Here is a 26301-nt window from a genome sequence, read left to right as displayed (position 1 = left end):
TACCGAGCGCCCTCGCCTAGGATCGTCCAACAGATCGGGAGAAGGGGACAGCTGTGAGCGCTTCTGGAGGCACGAGGGCGATCCTCGCCGCACTCGGTGCGAACGTCGGGATCGCGATCGTGAAGTTCATCGCCGCGGCGATCAGCGGTTCCGCGTCGATGCTGGCCGAGGGCGTCCACTCGCTCGCCGACTCCGCCAACCAGCTCCTCCTGCTCCTCGGCGGCCGTCGTGCCCGGCGTGCCGCCGACGAGGAGCACCCGTTCGGCTACGGGCGTGAGCGCTACGTGTACGCGTTCGTCGTGTCGATCATCCTCTTCTCGGTCGGCGGGGTGTTCTCCCTCTACGAGGGCATCGAGAAGCTCACCCACCCGCACCCGCTCGAGAACTGGTGGCTGCCGCTCGTGGTGCTCGTCATCGCGATCGGGCTCGAGGGCTTCTCCCTCCGCACCGCACTGAAGGAAGCACGACCGCAGAAGGGCCGGCAGAGCTGGGTGCAGTTCGTCCGCCGCGCCAAGGCCCCGGAGCTCCCCGTCGTGATGCTCGAGGACACCGCGGCGCTGCTCGGCCTCGTCTTCGCCCTGTTCGGCGTCGGCCTCACCGCGATCACGGGCAACGGCGTGTTCGACGCGATCGGCACGATCTGCATCGCCGCGCTGCTCATCGCCGTGGCGGTCGTGCTCGGCATCGAGACGAAGAGCCTCCTCGTCGGCGAGGGTGCCACCGCGGCCGACGTCGAGCGCATCAAGCACGCGGTGCTCGACGGGCCCGAGGTCGACTCGATCATCCACATCAAGACCCTGTACCTCGGCCCCGACGAGCTCATGGTCGGCGTGAAGGTCGCGGTGGACGGCGACCGACGGCTCGGCGACGTCGCTGCGGGCATCGACACGGTCGAGCACCGGGTGCGGCAGGCGGTGCCGATCGCACGCGTCATCTACGTCGAACCCGACGTGCTCCGGACGGGCCCCCGACCGCCGACCGAGGCGATCGTGATCCGCGCCGCAGACTGAGCCGCAGACTCAGGGGAACCTTGCTGGCGAGCGCCGTTGCCGGTCATCCACGATGGTCACATGTCGGCGCTCTTCAGCATCCTGCTCGTCCTCCACTTCCTCGGTCTCGCTGCCGTCATCGGCGCCTTCCTGGTGCAGGTCCGCCGCAAGGGCGGCTTCCAGACCTCCTGGCCGATCACCGGCCTCGTCGTGCAGCTCGTCACGGGCCTCGGGATGATGGGGATCATCGACGCGACGCAGGACGGCGGCGCGAACCACGTCAAGCTCGGCGTGAAGCTCGTCATCGCGGCGGTCGCACTCGTGCTGGCGCTCGTCGCGCGGGCGCGTCAGAAGCGAGCGGACGCCGGCACCGCGACGGCGAAGGCCGCCCTGCCGTTCTTCCACTCGGCCGGGGCGCTCGCGATCGTCAACGTGTTCGTCGCGGTCCTCTGGAAGTGACGCCCACCGGTCAGCGACGCTCGGCGAAGAACGCGTCGAGCAGCGCGGCGCACTCCCCCTCGAGCACCCCGCCGATCACCTCGGACCGGTGCGGCAGCCGGCGGTCCCGCGCGACGTCGTAGACGCTCCCGCTCGCGCCGGCCTTCGGGTCCCACGCGCCGAACACGATCCGCGGCACCCGGGCCGCCATGACCGCACCGGCGCACATCGGGCACGGCTCGAGCGTCACCACCAGGGTGTGCTCCTCGAGGTGCCAGTCGCCGATCGCCGCCGCGGCCGCCCGGAGCGCGAGGACCTCGGCGTGCGCCGTGGGGTCCTGTCGCGCCTCGCGCTCGTTCCGTCCCACGGCGACGACCGCGCCGTCCCGGTCGAGGACGACCGCCCCCACCGGGACGTCCCCGGTCGCGAGGCACGCGCGGGCCTCGTCGAGCGCGCGTTCCATCGCGGGGACGAACGGGCGGGCGGCGGGTGCTTCCACGGAACCTCCTGGCGGTCGGCAGCACGGTAGGCTCGACCCTATGCGAGTCCACGTCGCCGACCACCCGCTCATCACCCACAAGCTCTCGGTGCTCCGCGACCGTACGACGCCGTCCCCCACGTTCCGCGCCCTCACCGAGGAGCTCGTCACGCTCCTCGCGTACGAGGCCACGCGCAACGTCCGGGTCACCGCGACGCCGATCGACACCCCGGTGGCACACACCATGGGCGTCTCGATCGCGAAGCCGCGCCCGCTCGTCGTGCCGATCCTGCGTGCCGGGCTCGGCATGCTCGAGGGCATGGTCAAGCTCGTCCCCACGGCCGAGGTCGGCTTCCTCGGCATGGCGCGCAACGAGGAGACCCTCGAGCCGCAGACCTACGCCGAGCGCCTGCCCGACGACCTCTCCGGCCGGCAGTGCTTCGTCCTCGACCCGATGCTCGCCACGGGCGGCACCCTCGCGGCCGCGATCGACTTCCTGTTCGACCGCGGTGCGGAAGAGGTCACGTGCGTCTGCATCCTCGGCGCGCCCGAGGGGCTCGCCGCGGTCGAGGCCGCCGTGGGCGACCGCAACGTCTCGATCGTGCTCGGTGCGCTCGACGAGAAGCTCGACGAGAACGGCTACATCGTTCCAGGCCTCGGCGACGCGGGCGACCGCCTCTACGGTCTCGCCGAGTAGACACGACCACGTTCCGACAGGAGGCGGGGGGGCGGGGGGGCCCGCCCCCCCCCCCCCCGCCCCCGGGGGGGGGGGGGCCCCCCCCCCCCGGGGGGGGGGGCCCCCGGGCCCCCCCCCCCCCCCCCCCCCGGCGGGGGGGGGGGGGCCCGGCGCCCCCCCCGCCTCCTGTCCGTCTGCCGTCCGGTGCACGGCACCGTCCGTGCGGACGGTTGACACGACGTTGGTATCCCACCGATACTCGTCCCATGACTGCAACCGTGTCCACCCGCGTCCTCTCCGAGGCCCAGGGGACCGCCGGCATGATGATGCCGGCCACGGCCGTCATGCGTTGTCGAATGTGTGCCTGATCGGCACCCGTTCCAGCCGGATCCCCCGCGACACCACCCCCGTCGCGCGAGCGTGATCCCCGGGTGACGACCACGTCGACGACGCGCACCACGTCACGAGGTCTGTCTCCCGTACCCCCGGGTCGGCCCCGGTCCGCAGCAGGACCGCAGAGCCCACGGCACTCGCCGTACCCGGACCGACGCATTCGACACGGCCGCGGCACACCTCGACACCGCAGCCACATCGCCCGGAGAACCGCCATGTCGCTCACCATCGCTCAGCCCCGCACCGCCCTCCGCACCGCCGCACCCGCGCCGACCGACCTCGGCACCGTGACCCCGATCCGTCCGCGTCGCGAGCCCGTCGCGCCGCCCGTCGCCACCGGCGTGCCGACCAGCCCGGTCGTCGCCCCGCAGCGCAACCGTGCCCTGCCCGAGGGCACCGAGGCACGCGGCTTCGCCCTCTACGTCGGCATCGACGAGGCGAAGGCAGCGGCGGCGGGCACGACCCTCGCTGCGGTCGTCGAGCAGCTCAAGGCCCTGACCGCGCAGCTCGTCCCCACCTCGGAGACGTACGCCGCGGTGGCCGTCGCCGCCGAGGGCTCCGGCGGCCGTGACGTCGACGTCGTCCGGCTCGCCCTGCAGGACCGCTCCGCCGTGGCCGCCCGCAAGCAGGCGGAGAAGCCCGAGCCGGAGGAGACCGGGGTCGTCATCGACATCTCCCGGAAGCGCGTCACGCTCGACGGCGAGGCCGCTCCCCTGACGTACAAGGAGTTCGAGCTCCTGCAGTTCCTCGTCCTCCGCGAGGGCCAGACCGTCGACCGCTCGGCGATCATCGACGGCCTGTGGTCGGACGGCGAGGACGAGACCCCGAACGAGCGCACGATCGACGTCCACGTCCGTCGCCTCCGCTCGAAGCTCGGCGCGTTCGAGGAGATCGTCCGCACCGTGCGCGGTGTCGGCTACCGCTTCGACCGCCACGCGGACGTCGCCGTGCGCTACGCATCGACGCCGTCGCCGGACCTCTTCTGATCCTGATCGGTCGTTCTTGGTGAACTCGCAGCGAACGACCGCCGCGTCCGGTAGCGCGTCGTTACCCGTTCGTTATACAGTCGTGCGTGCAGACGGTGTTTGCTGTGGCACCGCCTGTGGAATGTGATTGCAGGACACTCTTGGTGCAAGGGAGAGGGCCGGTCATCCCAGTGATGACCGGCCCTCGTTGCGTCCCGGGGGACACGGCTGCGCGTCAGCAGCATCGCGTGTCCCAGGCCGTCGGTAGTGTGGCATGACCGTACGACCAGAGGGAGCGGGATCGTGAACGAGCCACGCCGCAGCGAGAAGGCGACCGCCGTCGCGGCCTGGGAAGCGCTCTTCCGCGCCCAGGTCACGGTGATGCGCGCGCTCAACGCCGACTTCCCGGGCGGCGAGATCTCGTTCAACGAGTACGACGTCTGCTTCAACCTCTCCACGCAGCCGGGCCGCCGATGCCGGATGCGCGAACTCACCGGTCACCTGCTCCTCACGCAGCCGAGCGTCAGCCGCCTGGTCGACCGGCTCTCCGCGCGCGGCATCGTCGAGAAGCAGCCGGACCCCGCCGACGCCCGCGGCGTGATCGTGGCCCTCACCGCGCACGGCTTCGACGTGTACCGCGCCGTCGCCGTCCAGCACGCGCAGACCATCGCCGACCAGGTCGGTGCCGGCCTCGACGACGCCGAGCTGCGCACGCTCACCGAACTCTGCACGAAGCTCCGGACCGCGGCCGGTGCGGCCTCACCCCGACGTGGCGGGACCCGGGCGGCGTCCGACGTCGACGCGGCAGCGGTGTGACCGGCGCCCTGGTCTGGCTCCGCGACGACCTTCGTCTCGCGGACAACCCGGCACTCCGAGCAGCGATCGACCACGGCGGCGACGTCACGGTCGCGTACGTCCTCGACGAGCAGTCCCCCGGCATCCGCCCGATCGGGGCTGCGGCCCGGTGGTGGCTGCACCACTCGCTCGCCGCGCTCGACGGTGAACTCCGCGAGCGCGGGTCCCGTCTGGTCCTCCGCCGCGGGCCAGCTGCCGAGGCCGTCGACGCGCTCGTGTCCGACACCGGCGCCGACGCGGTGTTCTGGAACCGCCGGTACGGCCGAGCCGAGCGGGACCTCGACGCCGGCATCAAGTCGACGCTCACCGACGGCGGGACCGAGGCGCACAGCTTCGCCGCGAGCCTGCTCTGGGAACCGTGGACCGTCCTCACCGGACAGGGCGAGCCGTACAAGGTGTTCACGCCGTTCTGGCGTGCCGCCCAGGCGATGCCCGAGCCCCGCCACCCGCTGCCCAAGCCGCGTGACCTCCCCGCGGCGCCCCGGGTCGCGAGTGACGACCTCGACGACTGGGACCTGCTGCCGACGCACCCCGACTGGGCCGGCGGCCTCCGGGACGCCTGGGAACCCGGCGAGCAGGGCGCGCACCGGCGGCTCGAACACTTCGTGCACCATGCGCTCGAGGACTACGACCAGCGCGACGAACCCGCGATGGCCGCCACGAGCGACCTCTCCCCGCACCTGCGGTGGGGCGAGGTCAGCCCGTACCAGGTCTGGCACCGCCTGCACGGCCAGCTCGAGCCCGAGCAGCGCAGGAACGCCTCAGCGTTCCTCCGGCAGCTGGCCTGGCGCGAGTTCAACTGGAACGAGTACTTCCACTGCGAGGACATCACCACGGTGAACGTCCGGCGCGAGTTCGACGCCTTCCCCTGGCGGGACGTCCCGGACGCCGAGGTCGACCGCTGGCGCACGGGGACGACCGGGTTCGACCTCGTCGACGCGGGCATGCGGGAGCTCTGGCACTCGGGTGCGATGCACAACCGGGTCCGGCTCGCGACGGCCAGCTTCCTCGTGAAGAACATGCTCGTCGACTGGCGCGTGGGCGAGCAGTGGTTCTGGGACACCCTCGTCGACGCCGACTCCGCCAACAACGCGGCGAACTGGCAGTGGGTCGCCGGCTCCGGGTTCGACGCGGCGCCGTACTTCCGGGTGTTCAACCCGGACCGGCAGCTCGAGCGGTTCGACCCGCACCGCGAGTACGTGCACCGCTGGGTCCCCGCCGACGAAGACCGTCCGGAGCCCATGCTCGATCTCAAGGAGACCCGGCAGCGGGCACTCGACGCGTACGACCGGATGCGCCGGTCGTGAGCGGCACCGATCCGCAGGTGATCGCGGACGTCGACGCGCTGTTCCGCGAACGAGTCGAACGCGGCGTCGCACCGAGCAGCGTCTGGGGCGTGTTCGACCGCACCGGGCTCGTCGCCTCGGGCGGGCACGGCGACCGCGGCGACGGCATCGCTCCCGACGCCGACACCGTGTACCGGATCGCCTCCTGCACGAAGAGCGTGACGGCGGCCACCCTGCTCGCCCTCGTCGCGGACGACCGTGTCCGGCTGGACGCCCCGATCACGGACTTCGTGCCCGCCTTCGCGGACGTCGTGCTGCCCACCGCCGACTCCCCCGTGCCGACGCTGCGCATGCTCCTCACCATGGCCGGCGGCTTCCCGACCGACGATCCGTGGGCCGACCGGCAGGAGTCGATCTCCGACGCCGAGTTCGACGACGTCCTGCGCGCCGGGCTCCTGTTCGACTCGGTCCCGGGCACCCGGTTCGCCTACTCGAACACCGGGTACGCGTTGCTCGGCAGGGCGATCGCCGTCGTGGCCGGCGGTCCCTTCCCCGAGGTCGCGACCGAGCTCGTCCTCGACCCCCTCGGCCTGCGCGACACCGTCTTCCGCGCCGACGACGCCCGCGGTCACGTGGTCACGGGCGTGCGCCCCGCCGCTGACGGGGCGGGCGTCGGCACGTGGGAGCCGCTGCCGATGTCGGGTCCCGGCGCGTTCTCGTCGATCGGCGGGCTCTTCTCGACGGTCACCGACCTGGCCCGCTGGGGTCGGCACCTCGCGTCGGCGTTCACCGAGGCGCCCGAACCCGGACCGGTCTCCCCCGCCGACCGCCGACTCATGCAGCAGGCGATGCGGGTCGTGCCCCGAGCGGTGGTGCCGACCTCGAGCCGCGCGACGGCCTACGGCTTCGGGCTGTTCGTCGAGCAGGACCCGGCGTTCGGCGAGCTCGTCTCGCACTCCGGCGGGTACCCGGGGTTCTCGGCGCACATGCGGTGGTCGGTCCGGGACGGCCTCGGCGTCGTCGCGTTCGAGAACGCCACGCAGGCGAAGGTCTCGGCGGCGGCGGACCGGGCGCTCGACCTCGTGCTGACCGCCCGCGGGACCGCCGCGGCGGTCCGTGCACCCGGCACCGGGCCGACCGTGGACGCGACGCGGGCGGCGCAGGCTGCCGTGACGCGCCTCCTGGCCCTCTGGGACGACGACCTCGCCGATGCGATCTGCACGCCGAACGTGGCGATGGACGTGCCGTACGAACGACGCCGCCGGGCCGTCGCGGAAGCGGTGGCGGCCGTCGGTGCCGACCTCGGGGCGGAACCGTTGGCCGAGGAGTCCCTGGCCCCGTCGCACCTGCGCTGGTGGCTGCCGGGGACGGCCGGTCGTCTGCGGGTCGAGATCCGCTTGGCGCCGCTCGCGGCCGGCCTCGTGCAGACCCTGGTGGTCCGGGCCGAACCCAGCGAGCGCTGACGCCGCGACCAGTGGACCGGGCCGCACCCAACGAGCGCTGACGCGCGAGCGTCAGACCGGCGGACGCCCGCCCACGAACCCGAGCGCCCGCGCCGCGACCCGCGTGCCCTCGCGCGCAGCCGCCGCGACCCGCACCGGATCGGTCGCCCACGCACGGAGGAACCCCGCCGCGAACGCGTCCCCGGCGCCGAGCGTGTCCACCACCGTCGCAGGCGTGATCGGCACCCGCTGCGGCGTCCGACCACGCCGCCCGAGCAGGACGCCCTCGGTCCCCATGGTCACCACGACCAGGGGCACGCGGTCGGCGAGCGACTCGATCGCCTCCGTGACGGTGGGTGCTCCGGTCAGCGCGAGGGCCTCGTCCTCGCTCGGGAAGAGGGCATCGAGGCCGGAGAGCGCCTCGAGGAACTCCGACGCACCGACCGCACGCACCACCGCGGCGGACGAGGGGTCGAGGGACACCCGGGCGGAACCGGACCGGGCCTGGGCGACGAGTGCCGCGATGCGGTCCGGACCGCCTCCGCCGAGCATCGCCGAGCCGGTCAGGTGCACGATGTCCGCGCGCGCCACGAGGTCGACCGGCAGGTCCTCCGCCGACAGCACCCCGCTCGCTGCGGGATCGGACATCGCGGTCCGACCGTTCCCGTTCCGCACGGACACGACGGCGCCGGTCGCGGTCCGGGCGTCGTAGCGGATGTGCGCGCGGACACCGGCGTCGGCGAGCGATCGCTCGTGCCGGTAGACGTCGTCCACGCCGACCCGCCCCACCAGGTCCACTTCGGCGCCGAGCCAGCCGAGCCAGGTCGCGGTGTTGCCCGCGGCACCGACCGGTCGGTGCCGGATGACCGCGGCCGGGTCGTGCGACCCCATGGACACCGCGGTGGTGTGCACGAGCACGCCGTCGAGGACGTCGCCGACCACGAGGAATCGCTTCCCCGCCCCGCGGCGGCGTCCTGCGACCGCCCGCCCGGCACGGGGTGCCTCGGGGCGCGACGGGGCCACAGGGCGCTCTGGAGGCATGGACATCAGGCCCATCCTACGTGGAATCGAGTAAAACTCCGCTTTGGCTGCTGAAAAAGCTCGCACATGCGATGGATTCCCGGCTGTCTCCCGGTGACCTTCAGTAATATACTCTGTGATCGTATGTGAACGGTCGCGTACTTCCCATCACGCCCGCTGGAGACGCCATGCCCCGCAAGCCCGACCCGACACTCAAGCCGGCGATCATCGCGAAGGTGGCCGAGCACCTGCAGGACACCAAGCTCGAGGACGTCTCCGTCCGCAGCCTCGGCCGGGTGCTCGGGACGAGCGCCTACCCGATCGTGTACCACTTCGGCACGCGCGAAGCCCTGATCGACGCCGTGGTGGAACACCTCGCGGAATCCGTCTCCGACGTCACGCTCGACCCCGGCGCCGACGACCTCGGGCTGACCGACTACCTCATCGCGGTGTTCGGCGGGCTCGACGACCCCGAGCGCTCCCTCGCCGCCCGGCTCACCTTCGAGCTCGGATCGGTCGAGTCGCTCGACGGCCGTGATCGCGAGCGCACCTTCCACCGCGCGCAGGTGAGCGCGATCGCCGCCTGGTGCGCCGAACACGGCTACGGCGCGGTGGACGCCGAACGAGCGGCCCGCGGTGCCGTCCTCGCGGCTCGGGGCGTGCAGTGGGGCACGATCGTCGACCGCGAGCGCACGGCGCCCGACGCCGCGCTGCGCGCGATCGCGCACGAGCTGGTCGCCGGGGCCCACGTCCAGTCGGCCTGAGCGGTCGACGCGCACCGACGAACGACGGGAGGCGCGGTGCCAGCCGGCACCGCGCCTCCCGTCGTTCACCGGGTCACGACCGTGACACGCTGCGTCCGTCTCAGAGGGTGACGAAGCTCTGCGACTTCGCGTTCGCGAAGCGCGCGGCGACGTTCTCCCAGTCGACGATGTTCCACACGGCCTTGACGTAGTCCGCCTTGACGTTGAGGTAGTCGAGGTAGAAGGCGTGCTCCCACATGTCGAGCATGAAGATCGGCACGAGACCGAACGGCACGTTGGCCTGCTGGTCGAACAGCTGGAACGTGGTCAGCTTCTGGCCGACGGTGTCCCAGGCGAGGACGGACCAGCCGGAACCCTGGATGCCCGTGGCCACGGCGGTGAACTGGGCCTGGAACTTCTCGAAGGAGCCGAAGAACTCGTCGATCGCCGCGGCGAGCTCGCCCTCGGGGACCTTCGTGTCCGGGCCGAGGTTGGTCCAGAAGATCGAGTGGTTGACGTGGCCACCGAGGTTGAACGCGAGGTCCTTCTCGAGCTTGTTGACGTTCGCCAGATTGCCGGACTCACGGGCCTCGGCGAGCTGCTCGAGCGCGGTGTTCGCACCCGTCACGTAGGTCTGGTGGTGCTTGTCGTGGTGCAGCTGCATGATCTTGCCGCTGATGTGCGGCTCGAGTGCGGCGTAGTCGTACGGCAGCTCCGGCAGGGTGTACTCAGCCATGTGAGTTCCTTTCGATCAGTGGTGTGCGGATGGTGCTCCGCGGCTCACGAGAGCCGGGAACGATCGGTGAGGGAGTGGAATTCCCGGTTGTGGTAGACCAGCGGCTCGCCCCGCTCGAGGCCGACGACGATGTCGAGGACCTCGGCGACGACGACGGTCGACGAGCCGATCGGTGTGGTCGAGAGGGGCCGGCAGCGCAGGGCGCTCGCGGCACTCGGCAGGTAGCGGTCACCCGACGGCAGGGTGCCCCAGATCGGGTCGTCGGCCGCGGGGCTGCCGGTGGAGGCGAAGCGACGGGCGAGGGCGACGCCGAGCGAGTCGACGAGGTGCACCACGAAGATCGGGGCGCCGAGCACGACCCCGGCGGACCCGGAGTTCGTGGACAGCGAGAACACGAGCACGGGCGGGTCGATCGCGACGCTCGCGACGCTCGATGCGGTGAGGCCGGTCGGACCGTCGGGGCCTTCGGCGGTGATGACGGCGACACCGGCCGGGTGTCCCCGGAAGGCGGCCTTGTAGGCGTCCGCGATGTTCGCCGGTGCTGCGTCGGGCATGGGAGTCGTGGTCGTTCCTTCGATGGGGAGGGCCGCGGCTCCGCGGCCATGTCCCAACGTATGACCTGAACCATGGTTGAGGTCAACGATTCCCAGGTTCGGTCGATCCCGGGCGTGCCGTGTGACCCCGAGTGACGTCGGGTGCAGCCTCGCGCTACCGGCGCTTGAGCATGACGACGGCACCGGCGGCCGCGACCACCATCAGGAGCGCGGCCACCCCCGCCGTCACCGTGACGCCGGAGTCGAACGCGGCCCGCGCCGACTCGAGCAGCGCCTGCCCCGCCGACCCGCCGAGGGACGACGCCGCCGACACCGCTCCGCCGAGGGTCTCCTGGGCAGCGGTGTGCGCCGACGAGGACAGCCCGTCCGGCACCACGACGTGCGCCCGGTAGGCCGTGGCCAGGATCGTCCCGAGCACCGCGGTCCCCAGCACGGCACCGATCTCGTACGCCGTCTCGGACATCGCCGACGCCGCACCGGCCTTGTCCGCCGGCGCCGTCGAGATGATGAGGTCGTTCGTCACCGTCTCCGAGGCGCCGATCCCGATCCCGAGCAGCACGAACGCGAACGCCAGCGCCACGATCGAGGCGTGGTGCCCGAGGACCGCGACCATCGCGTACGCGGCCGCCGAGAACAGCAGCGACACGGCGACGACCCAGCGCGGAGCGACCCGGGCGACGATCGGCACGACGACGAGCCCCGCCACGATCGTGAGGATCGACCCCGGCACCAGCACCATGCCGGACGCGAAGGGGTCGAGGCCCGCGACGAGCTGCAGGTGCTGTGCGATGAAGAACAGGAACCCGGTCAGCGAGAACATCGCCGCCATGTTCATGAGCACGCTGCCGGTGAACGCCGTGCTCCGGAACAGCCGGAGGTCGAGCATCGGGGTCCGCGAGCGGAGCTGCCGACGGACGAACGCGATGCCGCACAGGACGCCGACGGCGAGCATCGCGATCGCGAAGCCGCGCTCCTCGGGGTGCACGACGGACTTGATCGCCCAGGCGATGGGAGCGAGGGCGCCGAGCGACAGGAACATGCTCGGCACGTCGACCGGCCCCGGGTTCGGGTCGCGGGACTCCGGAACGCAGAACGGCACGGCGACGAGCATCACGACGAGGATCGGCACCGCGACGAGGAACACCGCGCCCCAGTGGAAGTGCGCGAGCAGCACGCCGCCGACGAGTGGCCCGAGGGCGTTGCCCGCCGCGAACATGGTGGACCAGACGGCGAGCGCCATCCGCCGCTCCCCCGCGTGGACGAAGACGTTGCGGATGATCGAGAGGGTCGCCGGCATGAGCATCGCGCCGAACACGCCCATGACGATCCGTGCGGCGACGAGCATCCAGGCGTCGGTGGCGAAGGCCGCGGCGACGGAGAAGAGCGCGAAGCCGGTGGCACCGACGACGAGGATCCGACGGCGGCCGATGCGGTCACCGATGCTGCCCATCACGACGAGGAGGCCTGCGAGGACGAGCGGGTACGCGTCGACGATCCAGAGCTGCGTGGTGGCGTCCGGGTTCAGCGCGCGCGAGATCGACGGCAGCGCGAAGCTCAGGACGGTGTTGTCCACCGAGATGAGGAGGACGGGCAGCATGAGCACCGCGAGGGCGGCGAACCGGCGGGCGCGGCTGCCGGTGGCGGCAGTGGGGATCGGGCTGGTGAGCAGGGCGGACACGGTGACTCCAGGGACTTCGAGCCGGACCAGGTCGACGGCGGAACTGACGAACGGACCGGACGGGACGCGGGGTGTGCACGCATCCCGTCAGGACTCCGTTAGTGTACCGTCTGGACGGTAATGGTTGCAAATGCAACTGATGTTAGACGGGAGGCGCGGTGCGGGCCCGCACCGCGCCTCCCGTCCGTCCTCCGGTCGCGCTGTCTCGTTGGCCGCGTCGTCAGGCCGACTCGCGCAGGAGCAGGCGGTGCCGCACCGTGCGCTGCACCGCGTCACCCTGCCGCGGCAGCTCGCCGGCGAGCATGCCGAGGGCGAGGTCGAGCGCCTCACGCGCGACCTCGTCGAGGTCCACCGCCAACGTGGTGAGCGTCGGCGAGACGAGCGAGCCGAGCGGCAGGCCGTCGACGCCGACGACCCGGAGCTCCCGCGGGACGTCGACGCCCGCCCGCCGACAGGCCTGCAGGACACCGAGCGCCATCACGTCGTTGAAGGCGAGGATCGCGTCCTGTCGTCGGCGTCGCCGGAGGATCCGTGTCGTCTCCTCGGCACCGCACTCCGCCGTGCCGTGCTCCGCGTGCACGAGCTCGGGCAGGTACCCGCGCCGCTGGAGGGCGTCCATCATGAGGATGCCGCGGACACTCGTGTGCTCCGGCGAGGAGTTGTCGAGCACGACCGGGTGCCGGACCCCGGTGGCGACGAGGTGGTCGGCGAGGACCTCGATCGCGTCGGCGGGGTCGATCCAGACGGCTGCGGTCGGTGGCTCCGAGTACGGGTCGAGCTCGACCATCGGCACGGTGCCGAGGAGCTCGCGCCACCGGTCCCGACGGGAGCCGAGGTACCCGATGACGACGTCCGTCTGCGACCCGAGCGCCTGCACCATGCGGTCGGCGTCGCTCGCCAGGTCGACGTCGGCGAGCATGACGTTCCAGCCCTGTTCGGCGGCGAGCCGGAACACGGCCGAGGCGAGCTGCGGCGTGTAGGGGTTGCGCAGGTCGTTCACGACGAGGCCGAGCTGGTGGTCGCCACCCGTGACGAGCCCGCGGCCGAAGCGCGACGGCCGGTAGTCGAGGCGCTCCGCGGCGGCGAGGACCCGTTCCTTCGTCGCCGCGCTGATGCCGGACATGCCGTTCATCGCCCGGGTCACGGTCTGCCGGGACACCCCGGCGGCCGCGGCGACGTCGATGATCGTCGCCCGGCCGCCGGGTGCGGGAACGGGTTCGGTCAGTCGCGGAGGTCCAGCCATGCCACCTGTTCCGGAGTGAGGTCGACGGAGAGGCCGGTCATGGACGACCGGGCTTCCGCGATCGTACGCGGTCCGAAGAGCGGGAACGTCGGGAACGGCTGGTGCAGCACGAAGGCCAGGGCGATCGCCGTCGCGGGGACGCCGAACCGCTCGCCGAGCTCCGACGCACGGCGCAGCCGCTCGAAGTTCTCGTCGCTGTAGTAGCAGCGCACGAGTTCGGCGTCGCTCGTGTCCTCCGGCTTGGCGCGGCCGGTGAAGAACCCACGCGCCTGCGAGGACCAGGGCAGCAGGGGCACCTGGCGCTCCTCGAGCCACTGCTTCGACGCCGCGTCGGTGGCGTGCTCGCAGCCGGCCCACGGCACGTCGTACGCCTCGGCCAGCCCGAAGTGGTTGCTCAGCACCTCGAACTCGTGCTTGCCGTTCGCGCGGGCGTAGGCGTTCGCCTCGTCGAACCGGGCAGGGGTCCAGTTCGAGCCGCCGTACACGCGGATGCGGCCGGCACGACGGTGCTCGTCGAGGACGTCGACGAACTCCCCCACCGGGATGTCCGTGTTGTCGCGGTGCATCATGTAGATGTCCGCGTAGTCGGTGCCCTGGCGCTCGAGGCTCTCGAGCAGCTGCCGGGTGAGGGACTCCGGGTCGCAGTACGGCGTGTGTGCGCCCTTCGTGATCACGACCACGTCCTCGCGGACGCCGCGGTTCTGGATCCACTTGCCGAGCCGGCCCTCGAGCACGCCCCCGCCGTAGATGTAGCCGGTGTCGAACACGTTGCCGCCCTGCTCCACGAACAGGTCGAAGATCGCGCTCGCGTGCGCCAGGTCGGGCTGGTTGTCGACGCCCATCACCAGTCGGGACATGCGCTTGCCCACACCGGCGACCTCGCCGTAACGCATCGGGTTGTCGGCACGGTCCGGCTCGTGCGCGGCGACCGTGAGGGGTCGGCCGCTGACGGTCGGGATGTCGGCGGTCTCGGCCTCGAACGGGAAGCGCAGACCGATCGCGGCACGCCACTTGTCGAGCGTCCGGGCGGTGGCGAGCGACTCGTCGAGGGTGAACTCGGGGGCGTCGACACGACCGGCCGCGAGGGCCGCCGTGGTGGCGTCGGCCTCGAGGGCGTAGGGGTGCGCGCCGGCGAAGGACAGCGTGCGCGGGTCCTCGTCGACCGTGCTGATCTCGATCGTGGGGTCGTCGCCGAGGGTCCACGGGTCGGTGAGCGTGATCTTCCCCGTGGTGCCGTGGACGACCACGGCGTTGTCGTCCTGCACGCGGACGCCGGTCCGGAGGTTCGCGGTGATCCCGCCGGTGTAGCTGAGCTGTGCCACCGTCCACTCGTCGACGCCCGTCGGGCCGACGGTCCCGGTGGCGGTGAGCTCGGTGGGCTCGGCGACGGCCACGCCGGTCGCGGCCTGCACGATCGCGGCCGTCATGGTCACCGGGTAGCCGCCCACGTCGAGGATCCCGCCGCCGGCCGTGTCGACGTCGAAGAGTCGGCCGGAGCGGCTGCCCGCCCGGAACGCGAACGAGGCGTCGACGTGCGTGACGGTACCGATGGCACCCTGCCGGACGAGGTCGAGCAGGGCCGCGGTCTGCGGGTGGAAGCGGTACATGTACGCCTCGACGAGGGGCAGGCCGGCCTGGCGTGCGGCATCGGCGAGCGCCATGGACGTGCCGTGGTTCGGCGAGAGCGGCTTCTCGCACAGGACCGCCTTGCCCGCCGCGAGCGCCGCGAGGACGAGCGCCGCGTGCCCGGTGTGGACCGTTGAGACGTAGACAGCGTCGACGCGCGGGTCGGCGAGCACCTCGTCGTAGGTGGCCGCGGCGACGTCGGCGAACCCGTGCTCGGCCGCCTCGGCAGCGAACGCCCCCGCTCGCGCCGCCGACGAGCTGCCGGCCGCGACGAGGGTGGCCCCGACGCCGCTCGAGGGCAGCTGGGAGAGGAAGCGGCGGGCGATCCCACCGGGGCCGAGGACGGCCCAGCCGGGGGTGTCGTGCCCCGTCGAGGAGGTGCTGCTGGCGGTGGTCGCGGTCTGCGCTGACATGCGGATCCCTATCGTGTCGTGAACCTTCACGGTCCCGACGACCGTACCCGTCCGTCTCCGCACCTGCAACGATGCAGATGCTTGACACGGCGTGTCGGCCGGGGCATGCTCTGACCACTTCGTGAGCGTTCACGGTCGAGCGCTCAACGGTTCCGCATCTCAACGACGAGAGCAGGCACTCCAGTGACAGCAGCAACGCACAGTCTCAGCCGGCGGGGGTTCCTCGCCGGCGCAGGCGCCCTCGGCGCACTCGCCACCACGGCCCTCCTCGCCGGGTGTTCCACCGGCACCGCGATCTCCAAGGACCCGGACGAACTCGTCCTCTGGTACTGGAACCGGTCCCTCGACCCGAAGTTCCTGAAGCAGGCGGCCGGGGGCATCAGCGGCCACGAACCGATGCGGCTGCGGCCCGACCTCATCGGCGGGGCGTCGTACGACACCAAGTTCCGGACCGCCCTCGCCGGGAACGCGTTCATCCCCGACGTCCTCATGGTGAACTCGAACTGCTGGCTCTACTTCCCCGACGAGGACCTCTTCACCGACTTCGATCCCTCCGCCACCGAGAAGTCCGCCTACTACGACTGGAAGCTCTCGCTCGGCCGGACCCCGTCCGGGCGGCAGTGCTTCTGGCCCGTCGACACCGGCCCCACCGGCTTCTTCTACAACCAGGACGTCCTGCAGAAGGCCGACCTCCCCACCGATCCGGACGAGGTGAGCGCGGCGATCCAGACCTGGGCGGACTTCCGGACCTTCGGCAAGCAGATCAAGCAGAAGACCGGTGCCGCGACGATCATCACCGCGACGCAGCTCTTCAACCAGTTCGTCTCCGCGAGCCCCACCCGGTACTTCGACCGTGACGACCAGCCGCTCTACCACGACGACGACAGCTCGATCCGGAAGGCCTGGGAGAACGCGGTCGAGTCGATCCACGCCGGCATCACCGGGAACCTGCAGTCCGGGACCGACCAGAACGCCGGGTGGGTCGCGGGTCGGGTCGCCGGGCAGATCGAGGGGGCGTGGTGGACGCAGATCATCCACGACACGGCCCCGGACCTGTCCGGGAAGTGGCGGATCGCCCGGCAGCCCGAGCGACCGGGCAACAGCGGCGGCTCGTTCCTGGCGGTGCCCAAGACGTCGAAGGACCCGGAGGCCGCGGTGGCGTTCGCCAAGTGGATCACCGGCGCGGACGTGCAGTCCCACACCTACAACGACATCCAGCTCTTCCCGTCGACACCCGCGTCGTTCGAGAACGGCATCATGCGCAACCCCGGCGACTTCTTCGGGGACCAGAACCCGCTCGACTTCTTCAGCAAGGCCGCACCGGAGGTCCCCGTGACGTACATCTCGAACTCGGAGCGGTTCATCGGCGCCTTCGCGACCGAGATCACGAACGTGGAGTCCGGCGGCAAGGACCCGGAGCGCGCCTGGCAGGACGCCATCGACCAGACCGACCGCGTCCTGGCGAAGCGCGGGGTGTCGGCATGAGCGCGCCGATCCGCGAGAAGACCGCCACCACCGCGAACCCCGTCGTCGGGGGCGTCCCCACCGCGTCGATCTCCACCGCGGCGACCGGGCACCGCTTCAGCCTCCGCCGGTTCTGGCCGCAGTACGTGGCGATCGCGCCGTTCTACGTGCTGTTCCTCGTGTTCGGGCTGTTCCCGATCGTCTTCTCGATCATGCTGTCGTTCACCGACTGGGACGGTGTCGGCTCCCCCGCGTTCGTCGGCCTCGCGCAGTACCAGTACCTGCTGACCGACCCGCGGTTCTGGAACGCCGTCTCGAACACCTTCATCATCTGGATCATCTCGACCGTCCCGATGCTGTTCCTCGCCCTCGTGCTCGCGTTCCTGCTGCACGGCAACATCCGGGCGAAGGGGTTCTACCGGGTCGCGTTCTTCATCCCGAACGTGACGAGCATGGTCGCGATGGCCATCGTGTTCGGCTCGGTGTTCTCGGACGGGTTCGGGCTCGTCAACGCCGCGCTCCGAGCCGTCGGTGCCGACCCGGTCGGCTGGCTCTCGTCGTACTGGGGCATCAAGGTCACGATCGCGGTGATGGTCATCTGGCGCTGGACCGGGTACAACGCGATCATCTACCTCGCTGGCCTGCAGTCGATCTCGACCGAGCTGTACGACGCGGCGAAGGTGGACGGCGCGAACACCTGGCAGATCTTCACGCGGATCACGATCCCGATGCTGCGGCCGGTCATCCTGTTCACCGTCATCACGTCGACCATCGGTGGCCTCGGGCTCTTCACCGAGCCGCAGATCCTGTTCAACGGGCAGGCGGTCGGTGGCCCCGACGAGGCCGGCATGACGATCGTGCTCTACCAGTACGACCAGGCGTTCAACCAGTTCGACTTCGGGTACGGCTCGGCGATCGCCTGGGTGCTGTTCTTCTTCTCCGTGGTCTTCGCGATCATCAACTGGCGACTGCTCAGCGAGCGCGACGGGCTCAAGACCCCACGGCGACTGCGCACCCCGCGCACCGTCACGACCAGCGCGAAGGGACCCCGCGCATGAGCGCCGACACCGCACCCCGCACCACGAACACCGCCGCCGCCCTCGGACGGCCGAACGCCGTCACCGACGGGGCCGACGACCACCGCCGGGGGTTCAGGCACGGCTGGGTCGGACGGCTCGTCACGCACCTGTGCCTCATCGTCGGCGTCGTGCTGTCGATCTTCCCGTTCTACTGGCTGCTCGTCATGTCGACGTCGTCGAACGCGCAGATCTTCGGCTACCCGCCGTCGCTGTGGTTCAGCGACCACACCATGCAGAACCTCGCCACGGTGTTCAGCAGCGTCGACATGCTGCGGGCGCTCGGCAACACCGTCATCGTCGCCGGCGGCACCGCGGTCCTGGTCATGCTGTTCGACTCGCTGGCAGCGTTCGCCTTCGCGAAGTACGAGTTCCCGTTCAAGCGCTCGCTGTTCACCGTCATGCTGGCGACGTTCCTCGTCCCCGGCAGCCTGTCGCTCGTGCCGAGCTTCGTGCTCATGGCGCACCTCGGCTGGATCGGTGGACTCCAGGCGCTCATCGTCCCCGGGGCGGCGAACGCGTTCGGCATCTTCCTCCTGCGGCAGTTCGCCACCGGGTCGATCCCGAACGAGGTCATCGACTCCGCGCGCGTGGACGGCGCCGGGTTCTTCCGCACCTGGTGGTCGATCGCGGTCCCGATGCTCCGCGGAGGCCTCGCGTTCCTCGGCATCTTCACCTTCATCACGGCGTGGAACGACTACGTGTGGCCGTTGATCGTGCTGATCGACCCGAAGGGACAGACGCTCCAGGTGGCACTCGCCTCGCTCAGCTCGGTGAACGCGACCGACCTCGGCTCGGTGATGGCCGGTGCCGTGATCAGCGTGTTCCCGCTCATCGGGGTGTTCATCATCGGCTCGAGGCACTTCATCGCGAACATCGCGGCGGGGGCGCTGAAGGGCTGACCGGACCCGCAGGCGCCGTGGAGGATGGCCCACGGCGCCTGCGCTGCGCCCGCCGAGCGCCCGCCGGACGCGGCACGCCCGCGTCGCATGGCAGACTTCCGGCATGGCAAGCGCCCGCGATCGTGTCCTGGACAGCTTCGTCGCCATCGTGTGCGAGGAAGGAGAGCGTCCGGCGACCCTCGACGCCGTGGCCGCTCGGGCCGGGGTGTCCAAGGGCGGACTGCTCTACCACTTCGGCTCGAAGGCCGCCCTGGTCGAGGGACTCTGCGAGCGCCTGTCCGACCTCTCCGCCATCGACGTCGAGCGCATGCGTGACGCCGAGGACGGCGCCGCCCGCTACTTCGTGCGGAACTGCCAGTTCGTGGGCAGCGAGCTCGACCTCGCCCTCCTCGCCGCGAGCCGACTGCAGCAGGCCGGCTACGAAGAGGCGGGCCGCACCCTCGACGAGACCGAGAACGCCTGGCTGGCCACGCTCGTCGACTCGCTCGGAGACGTCCCCACGGCGCAGGCGATCAAGCTCATGGGCGACGGGCTGTACCACGCGGCGTCCCTCGGCGCGGCCAGCGAGGTCCGGCCGGACCGCGCCTCGGTCGACATGGAGCCGCTCCTCGCCGTGGTCGACCGGCTGATCGCCACCCGGCCCGGAGCGTGAACCGAGTTCGTCGCTCCTGGGGATAGACTGGGTCCGATCACCCGCCTGATTCCGGAGGTACCACTGTGGGCCGCGTCATCGCCGCTGTTTTCTCGATCCTGCTGCTGCTGGTTTCGATGTACCTGTTCGGCTTCGCGTTCCAGGTGAGCTCGGGTCAGGCGTTCATCTTCATGGGCGGTCTCGTGCTCATGTGCCTCTCCTTCTTCCTGCCGATCCACGTGTTCGGCAAGCGGTAGTCAGCACCACCGCACACGAACGGCCCCGCACCTGAAGAGGTGCGGGGCCGTTCGCACAACGGAAGTCACCCCGCACCACGTGATCGCGTGGCGCGGGGTGATTTCGGTTGTGCGAACGCAGGAGCGACGCGCTGACGCGCGGCGGCCCAGGAGGCGCGGGTCGCCTAAGCGAGCACGCGCAGCCGACGCAGGGTCACCACGGTCGACACGGCGGCGTGCACGGCCTCGGCCCCCTTGTCCTCCTTCGAACCGGGCAGCCCGGCACGGTCGAGGCCCTGCTGCTCGTCGTCCAGGGTGAGCACGCCGAAGCCGACGGGCTTGCCGGCGTCGATCGCGACCCGGGTGAGGCCGCTCGTCGCCGCGTCCGAGACGTACTCGAAGTGCGGGGTCCCACCGCGGATGATCACGCCGAGGGCGACCGCCGCGTCGAACCCGGCCTCGAGCGCGGCCTTCGCAACCACGGGCAGCTCGAAGCTCCCGGGGACGGGGATGACCTCCGCCGTGGCACCGAGCCGCTCGACCTCGCGCTGCGCCCCGGCGAGGAGGCCCCCGGCGATCTCGTCGTGCCACTGCCCGGCGACGATCGCCACCCGGATGCCGCTGCCGTCGACGTGGTCGCGGTCCGCCGCGCCTGCTCCGCTCATCGTGCCGTTCCTTCCGTGGGCGCGGACTCCGCCGCTGCCCGGTCTGCCGCGTCGAGCCAGTCGGCGAGCGCGGCGATGGTGATGACGGGCACGCCGGCGCGTGCCCCGAGTCCGAGGAGTCCCGGCAGACGCATCATGCCGCCGTCCTCGTCGACGATCTCGCAGATCGCCGCGGCGGGCCTGAGCCCGGCGGCGGTGACCAGGTCGATCGCGGCTTCGGTGTGGCCCGCACGCTCGCGGACCCCGCCCGGACGGGCGCGCAGGGGCACGACGTGTCCGGGCCGGTGCAGGTCGTCGCGCACGGACGCCGGGTCGGCGAGGACCCGCAACGTGTGCGCTCGGTCGTGGGCGCTGATGCCGGTGGTGACCCCGACGGCGGCGTCGACGGTCACGGTGTAGGCCGTCCCGCGGACGTCCTCGTTGTGGGCGACCATCGGCGGGAGGTCGAGTGCGTCGGCGATCTCGACGCTCACCGGGGCGCAGATGAACCCCGACGAGTGCGCCACGGTCCAGGCGATCCACTCGGGGGTGGCGAGCTCGGCGGAGAGGATGACGTCGCCCTCGTTCTCGCGGTCCTCGTCGTCGGCGACGATCACCGGGCGGCCGGCGGCGATGGCGGCGATGGCCTCGTCGACGCTCGACAACCCGAGCGCGCCGGGCCCGCCGGACGCCTCCGCGACCCCGGCCCCGACCCCGGCGACCGCACCGGACCCGGCGACCGCACCAGAGGCACCCGCCTGCGCGGCGGGGCGTGCCCCGGCGACCATCACCGTGCCTCCTGGCCGAGCGTGGCACCCTCGAGCGGACGCGCGTCGCCCTCGAGCGGTCCCGTGGCACCCTCGAGCGGCCGCACCGCCGCGTCGAGCCGCAGCATCCGCCGGACGTGCCGGGCCAGGACGTCGGTCTCGATGTTCACCCGGTCCCCGGGCACGCGGGCGCCGAGCGTGGTGGCCTCGAGCGTCTCGGGGATGAGGCTCACCTCGAACCAGGCGTCCGCGGTCGGGGTGTCCTCGGAGGACACGGCGCTGACCGTCAGCGAGACGCCGTCGATCGCGATCGAGCCCTTGTCGACGACCAGGGGGCTGAGGTCCGGCGCGAGCGAGAACCGGACGCGCCGCCAGCCGTCGCCGTCCGCGGTCTCGAGCACGGTGGCGGTGCCGTCGACGTGGCCCTGGACGATGTGCCCGCCGAGCCGGTCGCCGACCGAGGCCGCGCGTTCGAGGTTGAGCCGGTCGCCGACCGCGAGCGACCCGTGCGCGCTCATGTCGAGCGTCTGCTTCATGACGAAGGCCGTGAAGGTCTCCGGGGTCTGCTCGACGACGGTCAGGCAGACGCCGCTCGTCGCGATGGAGTCGCCGTGCCGGGCGTCCTGCACGACGACGGGCCCGCGGACGGTGAGCGCGACGGAGTCGCCGTGCTGCTCGACGGCGGTGACGGTGCCGAGTTCCTCGATGATGCCGGTGAACACTGGTGTCCTCTCAACGGGACTCCGGGGGCGTTCGACGATCGTCGGCATCGACGGACGGGTCGCACCCACGGATCGTGGGACGTCTCGTCCGCCAGCGCGCCTCCCATCCGGACTTTCACCGTCGGTCCCGGATTTCCACCGGGTCAACCTCTGCCGGGTTCGCACCCGTCATCAGTTCGTGGACTGTCACCACCGGTTCGGACTTGCACCGACCCCGGAGCGCTTGCGTACCGGGAACGATACCCCACGCAGGTGACGGACACGTTGCGCCGGTTCCGTGGGCGTAACCGGACGTCGCGTGACCGCACTGCGGTCCAGGAGGCGCGGTGCGGCCGACCCCGCGACCCGCGTCCGCCACCCGGTCCCGCTGGCCGCGGGGCGGAGGTGCGCCGCGCCTCCCGAACCGTCCGTCGGTCCGTCTGCTCAGCCGCGCCCGCGCGCCAACGCCACCGCCTGCCGGAGCGACAGGTCCGGCAGGTACGCGCGCACCACCGCGATCCCGATCGCCGGCAGCGCGACCGGGTCCGGGTAGGCGAGCACCAGCGGGTGCAGCTCGGGGCCGAACTTCTGCTTGAACCGCAGCAGCGACCGGAACCCGTACACCGGCTCGAGGACCCCGCCGACCAGGTCCAGCAGGCTCTGCACGCCGTCGTTCGCCTGCGGGCCCTCGGCGGCCTGCGCGAGCGGGGCCGCGGACAGGCTGAGTCGCTCGACGCCGTCCTCGCGCATCCGGTCGGCCGCACTCGCGACGAGGAACTCCATCACGCCGTTCGGTGCCGCGGGTGTGCGTCGCATGACGTCGAGCGTCCAGGCGACGACCCGACCGTCCCGGTACCCCGGCAACCAGCTGGTGACCGCGAGCACCGTGCCCTCGGGGTCCTGCGCGACGAGGGTGCGCACCGCGGGGTCGCGCATCTCGTCGACCCCGCCCAGGGTGAACCCCATCTCGGGCAGCTCGCGCTCGGCGACCCACTCCTCGGAGATCGCCTCGATCTGCCGGGTGGTGGACGCGGGCAGCTGCTGCCAGCTCGACCAGGTCGCGGTGAGGCCCTCGCGCGCCGCCTTGTTCACCGAGGTCCGGACGTCCTGCTTCTTCTTCCCGCTCGTCGTCCACGTCCGGGGATCGAAGTCGGCGTCCTCGGCCACCGGGAGCGTCGCCCAGCCCTGCGCGGTGAGCACCCCGGCGGTCTCCGCGCCGATGCCGTAGAAGACCGCCGTCCAGCCGTTGTCGTCGCACCACCGGGCGAACGCGGTCATCGCCGCCGTGCGGGCATCGGGCCAGCCGAAGGGCCCGCCGACCGTCACCGCGACGCGGCCGTTGCGGCGGAAGGCGACGCCGGCGCGACCGTCCTCGGCGAACCAGTAGGCGTTGCCCTGCCAGGTCGTCATCCAGCCGAACGCGTCCCCGCCGCCGGCGACGAGCAGGGCCCGGGCGCGCTCGCGGTCGGCGTGCGCAGCGTCGGCGTCGGTGTCGGGTTCGACGGCCCCGGTCGGCCGGACGGCGGCGATCGCCACGACCAGCCAGAGCACCGGCCCGCTCAGCCCGAGCACGAGCCGGAGCGCGTGGTCGAGCGACGGGAGCCGGTCCCAGAAGCTCACCGGTGCGAGCGGGCCCAGCGCGGCGAGCGCCAGCCGCAGGGGGTCCTCGACGTGGTGCGCCGAGGACGCGGCGACGACCAGCACCACGACGACGATGCCGACCGCGGCCGCACCGACGGTGACCGCGAAGGCGACGACGCGGCGCCGGCTGGTGAGCACCGTGAAGGACCGACGCAGCACGACGAGGACGACCGCGGTCCCGAGCGGCACGACGATCGACGCGACGATGGACACGTCCGTGACGAACTGGTCCTCGAGGCCGTGCTGCGCGACGACGCGCCCCGGGACGAGGCCGTAGGTGATCGCGGCGGCGATCGCCGTCACCGTGTCGACGACGACCACGAGCCACACCGCGAAGCGACTGCCGCGGAAGAGTCCGAGTCCACCGACGACGAGCACGAGCAGGGGCGCGACGGCGAGCACGAGGGTCCACGGGTCGGTCGCACGGAAGGACAGGAGCCCGCGGAGGCACTCCCCCGCGACCGCGTCCGCACGGCAGCCCCGCACCGGGGTGACGGGGCCGGCGCCGACGACCGCGGCGATCGGTGCGAGGAGTCCCACCCGCGCGCGGGACACCAGCGCGATGACGGGGCCGACGGCGGACACCAGCACCGCGGTGCCGAGCAGCACCCGGATCTCGCGGTGCGAGCTGCGCACCCAGCCCTGCCGCTTCGGCGTGCGGCGCAGGAGTTCGCCGAGCAACCACCCGGCGGCCGCGGCGAGGACGGCGGACAGGTCGGAGACGTGCCCGGCGTAGAGCAGGAGGGCGGCGACCACGGCGAGGGCGTTCACCCGGATCCGTCGCCGCCACAGCGTCCCCGCGAAGGCGCTGGCGGTGACGACCGTGCCGACGATGGCGGTCCAGGGGTCGAAGCTCGTCGCCCGGCCGAGCACCATCGGCACGGCGCCCTTGCCGTCGAGGTCGACGAGCACGGCGAACGCGGCGATGCCCGTACCGACGACGGTCGTGACCACGAACGCCAGTGCCGTGCGCCAGGACCCCATGAGCCGCTCCGACGCCCCGACGAGCACGACCACCCCGGCGAGCGTCAGCAGCAGGGCGAGCACGCCGGTGGACGCCGCGAAGACCCGGAACGGACCGAACACGGTCGCGTGCGCTCCGTGCTCCAGCCGGAGGACGAACGCGAGCGTCGAGGTCGCCAGCACGAGCACGACGATCGCCGTGGTGACCGGGCGGGTGACGACGACCCGGCGGACGGTCGCCAGTGCCGATGCGACGCCGCTCACAGCGGTCCGCTCGCGGGGAGCCCGAGGTGGTCGAGCACCGGTGGGAGGCCGTGTGCGAGCACGTAGCGGACGGTGTTCCAGTCGTGCGCCGACCCCGGGGAGACGACCAGCTGCGTGGCGATGCCCTCCCGCTCGGCCGCCACACGGAGCGTGGCGGTGGACGCCTTGTACGGGGCGTCGTCCCCGCCCACCCCGAACACGACGAGGTGGTCGGCGTACCGACCGTGGGCGCGCATCTCGGCGACCGGCGTCGCGGCGTCGTAGGCGGAGCGAGAACCGCCGAAGCCGACGGCGATGGTGTGCTGCAGGCTGCCGTTCTTCGGTGCGATCTCGCTCGAGATCGCCAGCGCGGACCCGAAGACGTCGGGGTGGGCGGACGAGAACTGCATCGCGCAGGTGGCCCCCTCGGAGAAACCGACCACGCCCCAGCCCGTCGGTGCCGTGGCGACCGCGAGGTGCTTCCGGATCCAGTCGACGGTGTCCGTCATGACGTAGGTCTCGCTGCGCCCGAGCCGCCGGGAGTCCACGCACATCGGGTTGCGGTTCGGCGCGCCGAGCTGGTCCGGGGCGACGACGATCGGGGCGAGGCCGTCGTGCGCTGCTGCATACCGGTCAAGGTAGTGGCCGATGTCGCCGGTCTGGAAGAGGTCGGCCGGTTCGCCGGGTTGCCCGGAGAGTGCGACGAGCACGGGCAGCGCCGGAACGTTCCGGACCTGCGCGGCCGGCGGGAGCCACACCACGGCCTTCCGGGCGTGGAAGTGCGAGATCGTGCCGGGGATCGTCACGCTGAACGTCTCCCCCTTCTTCGGCATGTCCGCCGGGGCGTGCCAGTCGTGCAGGTCGACGAGCCGCTCGACCGCGGGGTCCCGTTCCGCCAGGGTCCGCGTCTTGTAGGGGTTCGTGGCGATGGCCTGCTCGACGTTCTTGTAGAGGCCGAAGTCGACGTTGATGCCGAGTCCCGCTGCGAGCAGCAGGCTCGCGGCGGCGGCCCCGGCGACCACCCGGCCCGTCCAGCCGCCCTGCACGAGCAGCACGACCAGCAGCAGGATCCCGGCGCACGCCAGGGCGACCCACATCCGGGTCACCGAGGTGAACGCGACACCGAACGCGTCCTGGACGTCGCCGAACCACCAGACGAGCGCCAGCCCGGCGACCGCACCGACGCCGAGGGCGGCGATCCGGACGAGGACGCGGCCGAGCGACCGCGGCCGGGCGAGGAGCGCCCACACGACGAGGACGGCGGCGAGCACGTCGACCGGTACGAGGACGGTCGAGCCCGTGATGGGGATGCGCAGGAGGTCGTGGAGCACGCTCTCATCGTGGCGCTGCCCCGCTGCCGGGCGGCCTCGGAGGCGCTTCTGCTCCGCACAGGTTCGCCATGGTCGGCTCCCAGAGAGTCTTCGGCGTTCGTCCAGCGGACGGCGGACAGTGGGCACGGGTGCGAGGGGCACCGCGGTGCGGTGCCCCTCGAGCCCGT

Annotated in this window: 25 protein-coding genes and 1 riboswitch; of the genes, 13 read left to right on the top strand and 12 right to left on the bottom strand. The window is 71.9% G+C overall.

From position 1 onward, the window contains the following. The first annotated feature begins 53 nt into the window (after positions 1-53). Entirely contained in the window at positions 54-1010 is a 957-nt protein-coding gene (locus tag J2X60_RS02100; RefSeq protein ID WP_309780047.1) for a cation diffusion facilitator family transporter, read from the top strand. Between the two features lie 60 nt (positions 1011-1070). After that, complete coding sequence (locus J2X60_RS02095) at positions 1071-1448, top strand: hypothetical protein (RefSeq protein WP_071296693.1); 378 nt, start codon at positions 1071-1073, stop codon at positions 1446-1448. Between the two features lie 10 nt (positions 1449-1458). Here the strand turns inward: J2X60_RS02095 and J2X60_RS02090 are convergent, their stop codons facing one another. Further along, positions 1459-1890 carry a nucleoside deaminase gene (locus tag J2X60_RS02090; protein WP_229086398.1) on the bottom strand — a complete coding sequence of 144 codons (432 nt, stop codon included), beginning with the start codon at positions 1888-1890 and terminating at the stop codon, positions 1459-1461. A gap of 76 nt (positions 1891-1966) precedes the next feature. Between J2X60_RS02090 and upp the strand changes: the two genes are divergently transcribed. From upp to J2X60_RS02065, 5 genes are all read left to right on the top strand, one after another. Then, entirely contained in the window at positions 1967-2602 is a 636-nt protein-coding gene (gene upp / locus J2X60_RS02085) for a uracil phosphoribosyltransferase (RefSeq protein ID WP_070418346.1), read from the top strand. A gap of 587 nt (positions 2603-3189) precedes the next feature. Continuing rightward, positions 3190-3960, top strand: coding sequence for a winged helix-turn-helix domain-containing protein (locus J2X60_RS02080; protein WP_070418345.1), 771 nt, complete (start codon positions 3190-3192; stop codon positions 3958-3960). A 282-nt stretch (positions 3961-4242) separates the two neighbouring features. Next, complete coding sequence (locus J2X60_RS02075) at positions 4243-4755, top strand: MarR family winged helix-turn-helix transcriptional regulator (RefSeq protein WP_309780050.1); 513 nt, start codon at positions 4243-4245, stop codon at positions 4753-4755. Then, complete coding sequence (locus tag J2X60_RS02070) at positions 4752-6101, top strand: deoxyribodipyrimidine photo-lyase (protein WP_309780051.1); 1350 nt, start codon at positions 4752-4754, stop codon at positions 6099-6101. Before J2X60_RS02075 ends, J2X60_RS02070 begins: the two co-directional genes overlap by 4 nt. Further along, positions 6098-7543, top strand: a complete 1446-nt coding sequence (locus tag J2X60_RS02065) for a serine hydrolase domain-containing protein (protein ID WP_309886356.1) — start codon at positions 6098-6100, stop codon at positions 7541-7543. Before J2X60_RS02070 ends, J2X60_RS02065 begins: the two co-directional genes overlap by 4 nt. A gap of 51 nt (positions 7544-7594) precedes the next feature. On the opposite strand, the gene J2X60_RS02060 is transcribed toward J2X60_RS02065, so the two are convergent. Beyond that, the gene (locus J2X60_RS02060; RefSeq protein WP_309780053.1) at positions 7595-8569 is read right to left on the bottom strand and encodes a PfkB family carbohydrate kinase; all 975 of its coding nucleotides are present in this window, start codon (positions 8567-8569) and stop codon (positions 7595-7597) included. Between the two features lie 161 nt (positions 8570-8730). Between J2X60_RS02060 and J2X60_RS02055 the strand changes: the two genes are divergently transcribed. Beyond that, on the top strand, positions 8731-9306 hold the full coding sequence (locus J2X60_RS02055; protein WP_309780054.1) for a TetR/AcrR family transcriptional regulator: 576 nt from the start codon (positions 8731-8733) through the stop codon (positions 9304-9306). A gap of 100 nt (positions 9307-9406) precedes the next feature. Here the strand turns inward: J2X60_RS02055 and J2X60_RS02050 are convergent, their stop codons facing one another. The 5 genes from J2X60_RS02050 to J2X60_RS02030 form a co-directional block, all read right to left on the bottom strand. Continuing rightward, positions 9407-10021, bottom strand: a complete 615-nt coding sequence (locus J2X60_RS02050; RefSeq protein ID WP_070418340.1) for a superoxide dismutase — start codon at positions 10019-10021, stop codon at positions 9407-9409. Positions 10022-10065: 44 nt separating this feature from the next. Next, on the bottom strand, positions 10066-10575 hold the full coding sequence (locus tag J2X60_RS02045) for a flavin reductase family protein (protein WP_070418339.1): 510 nt from the start codon (positions 10573-10575) through the stop codon (positions 10066-10068). 154 nt (positions 10576-10729) lie between these two features. Beyond that, positions 10730-12253, bottom strand: coding sequence for an MFS transporter (locus tag J2X60_RS02040; RefSeq protein ID WP_070418338.1), 1524 nt, complete (start codon positions 12251-12253; stop codon positions 10730-10732). 220 nt (positions 12254-12473) lie between these two features. After that, complete coding sequence (locus tag J2X60_RS02035) at positions 12474-13496, bottom strand: LacI family DNA-binding transcriptional regulator (protein WP_071296384.1); 1023 nt, start codon at positions 13494-13496, stop codon at positions 12474-12476. Then, on the bottom strand, positions 13475-15535 hold the full coding sequence (locus J2X60_RS02030; RefSeq protein WP_309886355.1) for an aldo/keto reductase: 2061 nt from the start codon (positions 15533-15535) through the stop codon (positions 13475-13477). The genes J2X60_RS02035 and J2X60_RS02030 overlap by 22 nt, the downstream gene beginning before the upstream one ends. 183 nt (positions 15536-15718) lie before the next feature. Here J2X60_RS02030 and J2X60_RS02025 point away from each other — a divergent pair, with 183 nt between their 5' ends. The 5 genes from J2X60_RS02025 (at position 15719) to J2X60_RS02005 (ending at position 19865) form a co-directional block, all read left to right on the top strand. Next, positions 15719-17020 (top strand): ABC transporter substrate-binding protein, encoded by a 1302-nt coding sequence (locus tag J2X60_RS02025; protein ID WP_309886354.1) that lies wholly within the window; start codon positions 15719-15721, stop codon positions 17018-17020. Continuing rightward, positions 17017-18057, top strand: coding sequence for a sugar ABC transporter permease (locus J2X60_RS02020; protein ID WP_309886353.1), 1041 nt, complete (start codon positions 17017-17019; stop codon positions 18055-18057). The genes J2X60_RS02025 and J2X60_RS02020 overlap by 4 nt, the downstream gene beginning before the upstream one ends. Further along, positions 18054-18977, top strand: coding sequence for a carbohydrate ABC transporter permease (locus tag J2X60_RS02015; protein WP_309886352.1), 924 nt, complete (start codon positions 18054-18056; stop codon positions 18975-18977). The genes J2X60_RS02020 and J2X60_RS02015 overlap by 4 nt, the downstream gene beginning before the upstream one ends. 103 nt (positions 18978-19080) lie before the next feature. After that, on the top strand, positions 19081-19629 hold the full coding sequence (locus J2X60_RS02010) for a TetR/AcrR family transcriptional regulator (protein ID WP_070418334.1): 549 nt from the start codon (positions 19081-19083) through the stop codon (positions 19627-19629). A 65-nt stretch (positions 19630-19694) separates the two neighbouring features. Beyond that, a complete protein-coding gene (locus J2X60_RS02005) occupies positions 19695-19865 on the top strand; it encodes a hypothetical protein (RefSeq protein ID WP_156794867.1) in 171 nt (56 codons plus the stop codon). Between the two features lie 164 nt (positions 19866-20029). Here J2X60_RS02005 and ribH read toward each other — a convergent pair whose 3' ends face one another. From ribH to J2X60_RS01980, 5 genes are all read right to left on the bottom strand, one after another. Continuing rightward, a complete protein-coding gene (ribH, locus tag J2X60_RS02000) occupies positions 20030-20509 on the bottom strand; it encodes a 6,7-dimethyl-8-ribityllumazine synthase (RefSeq protein ID WP_070418333.1) in 480 nt (159 codons plus the stop codon). Further along, positions 20506-21276 carry a 3,4-dihydroxy-2-butanone-4-phosphate synthase gene (ribB, locus tag J2X60_RS01995; protein ID WP_309886351.1) on the bottom strand — a complete coding sequence of 257 codons (771 nt, stop codon included), beginning with the start codon at positions 21274-21276 and terminating at the stop codon, positions 20506-20508. Before ribB ends, ribH begins: the two co-directional genes overlap by 4 nt. Continuing rightward, the gene (locus tag J2X60_RS01990; RefSeq protein WP_309886350.1) at positions 21276-21977 is read right to left on the bottom strand and encodes a riboflavin synthase; all 702 of its coding nucleotides are present in this window, start codon (positions 21975-21977) and stop codon (positions 21276-21278) included. The genes ribB and J2X60_RS01990 overlap by 1 nt, the downstream gene beginning before the upstream one ends. A 91-nt stretch (positions 21978-22068) precedes the next feature. Further along, a riboswitch (FMN riboswitch) is annotated at positions 22069-22203 on the bottom strand. A 197-nt stretch (positions 22204-22400) separates the two neighbouring features. Continuing rightward, positions 22401-24824 (bottom strand): DUF2156 domain-containing protein, encoded by a 2424-nt coding sequence (locus tag J2X60_RS01985; protein WP_309886349.1) that lies wholly within the window; start codon positions 24822-24824, stop codon positions 22401-22403. Beyond that, positions 24821-26134: an alpha/beta hydrolase-fold protein gene (locus tag J2X60_RS01980; protein ID WP_309886348.1), complete on the bottom strand. Its 1314-nt coding sequence runs from the start codon at positions 26132-26134 to the stop codon at positions 24821-24823. Before J2X60_RS01980 ends, J2X60_RS01985 begins: the two co-directional genes overlap by 4 nt. Positions 26135-26301 lie beyond the last annotated feature (167 nt).

The organism is Curtobacterium sp. 320 (genome assembly GCF_031455235.1).
Taxonomy (GTDB): Bacteria; Actinomycetota; Actinomycetes; order Actinomycetales; family Microbacteriaceae; genus Curtobacterium.
This window is presented reverse-complemented; position numbering and strand designations above follow the sequence as displayed.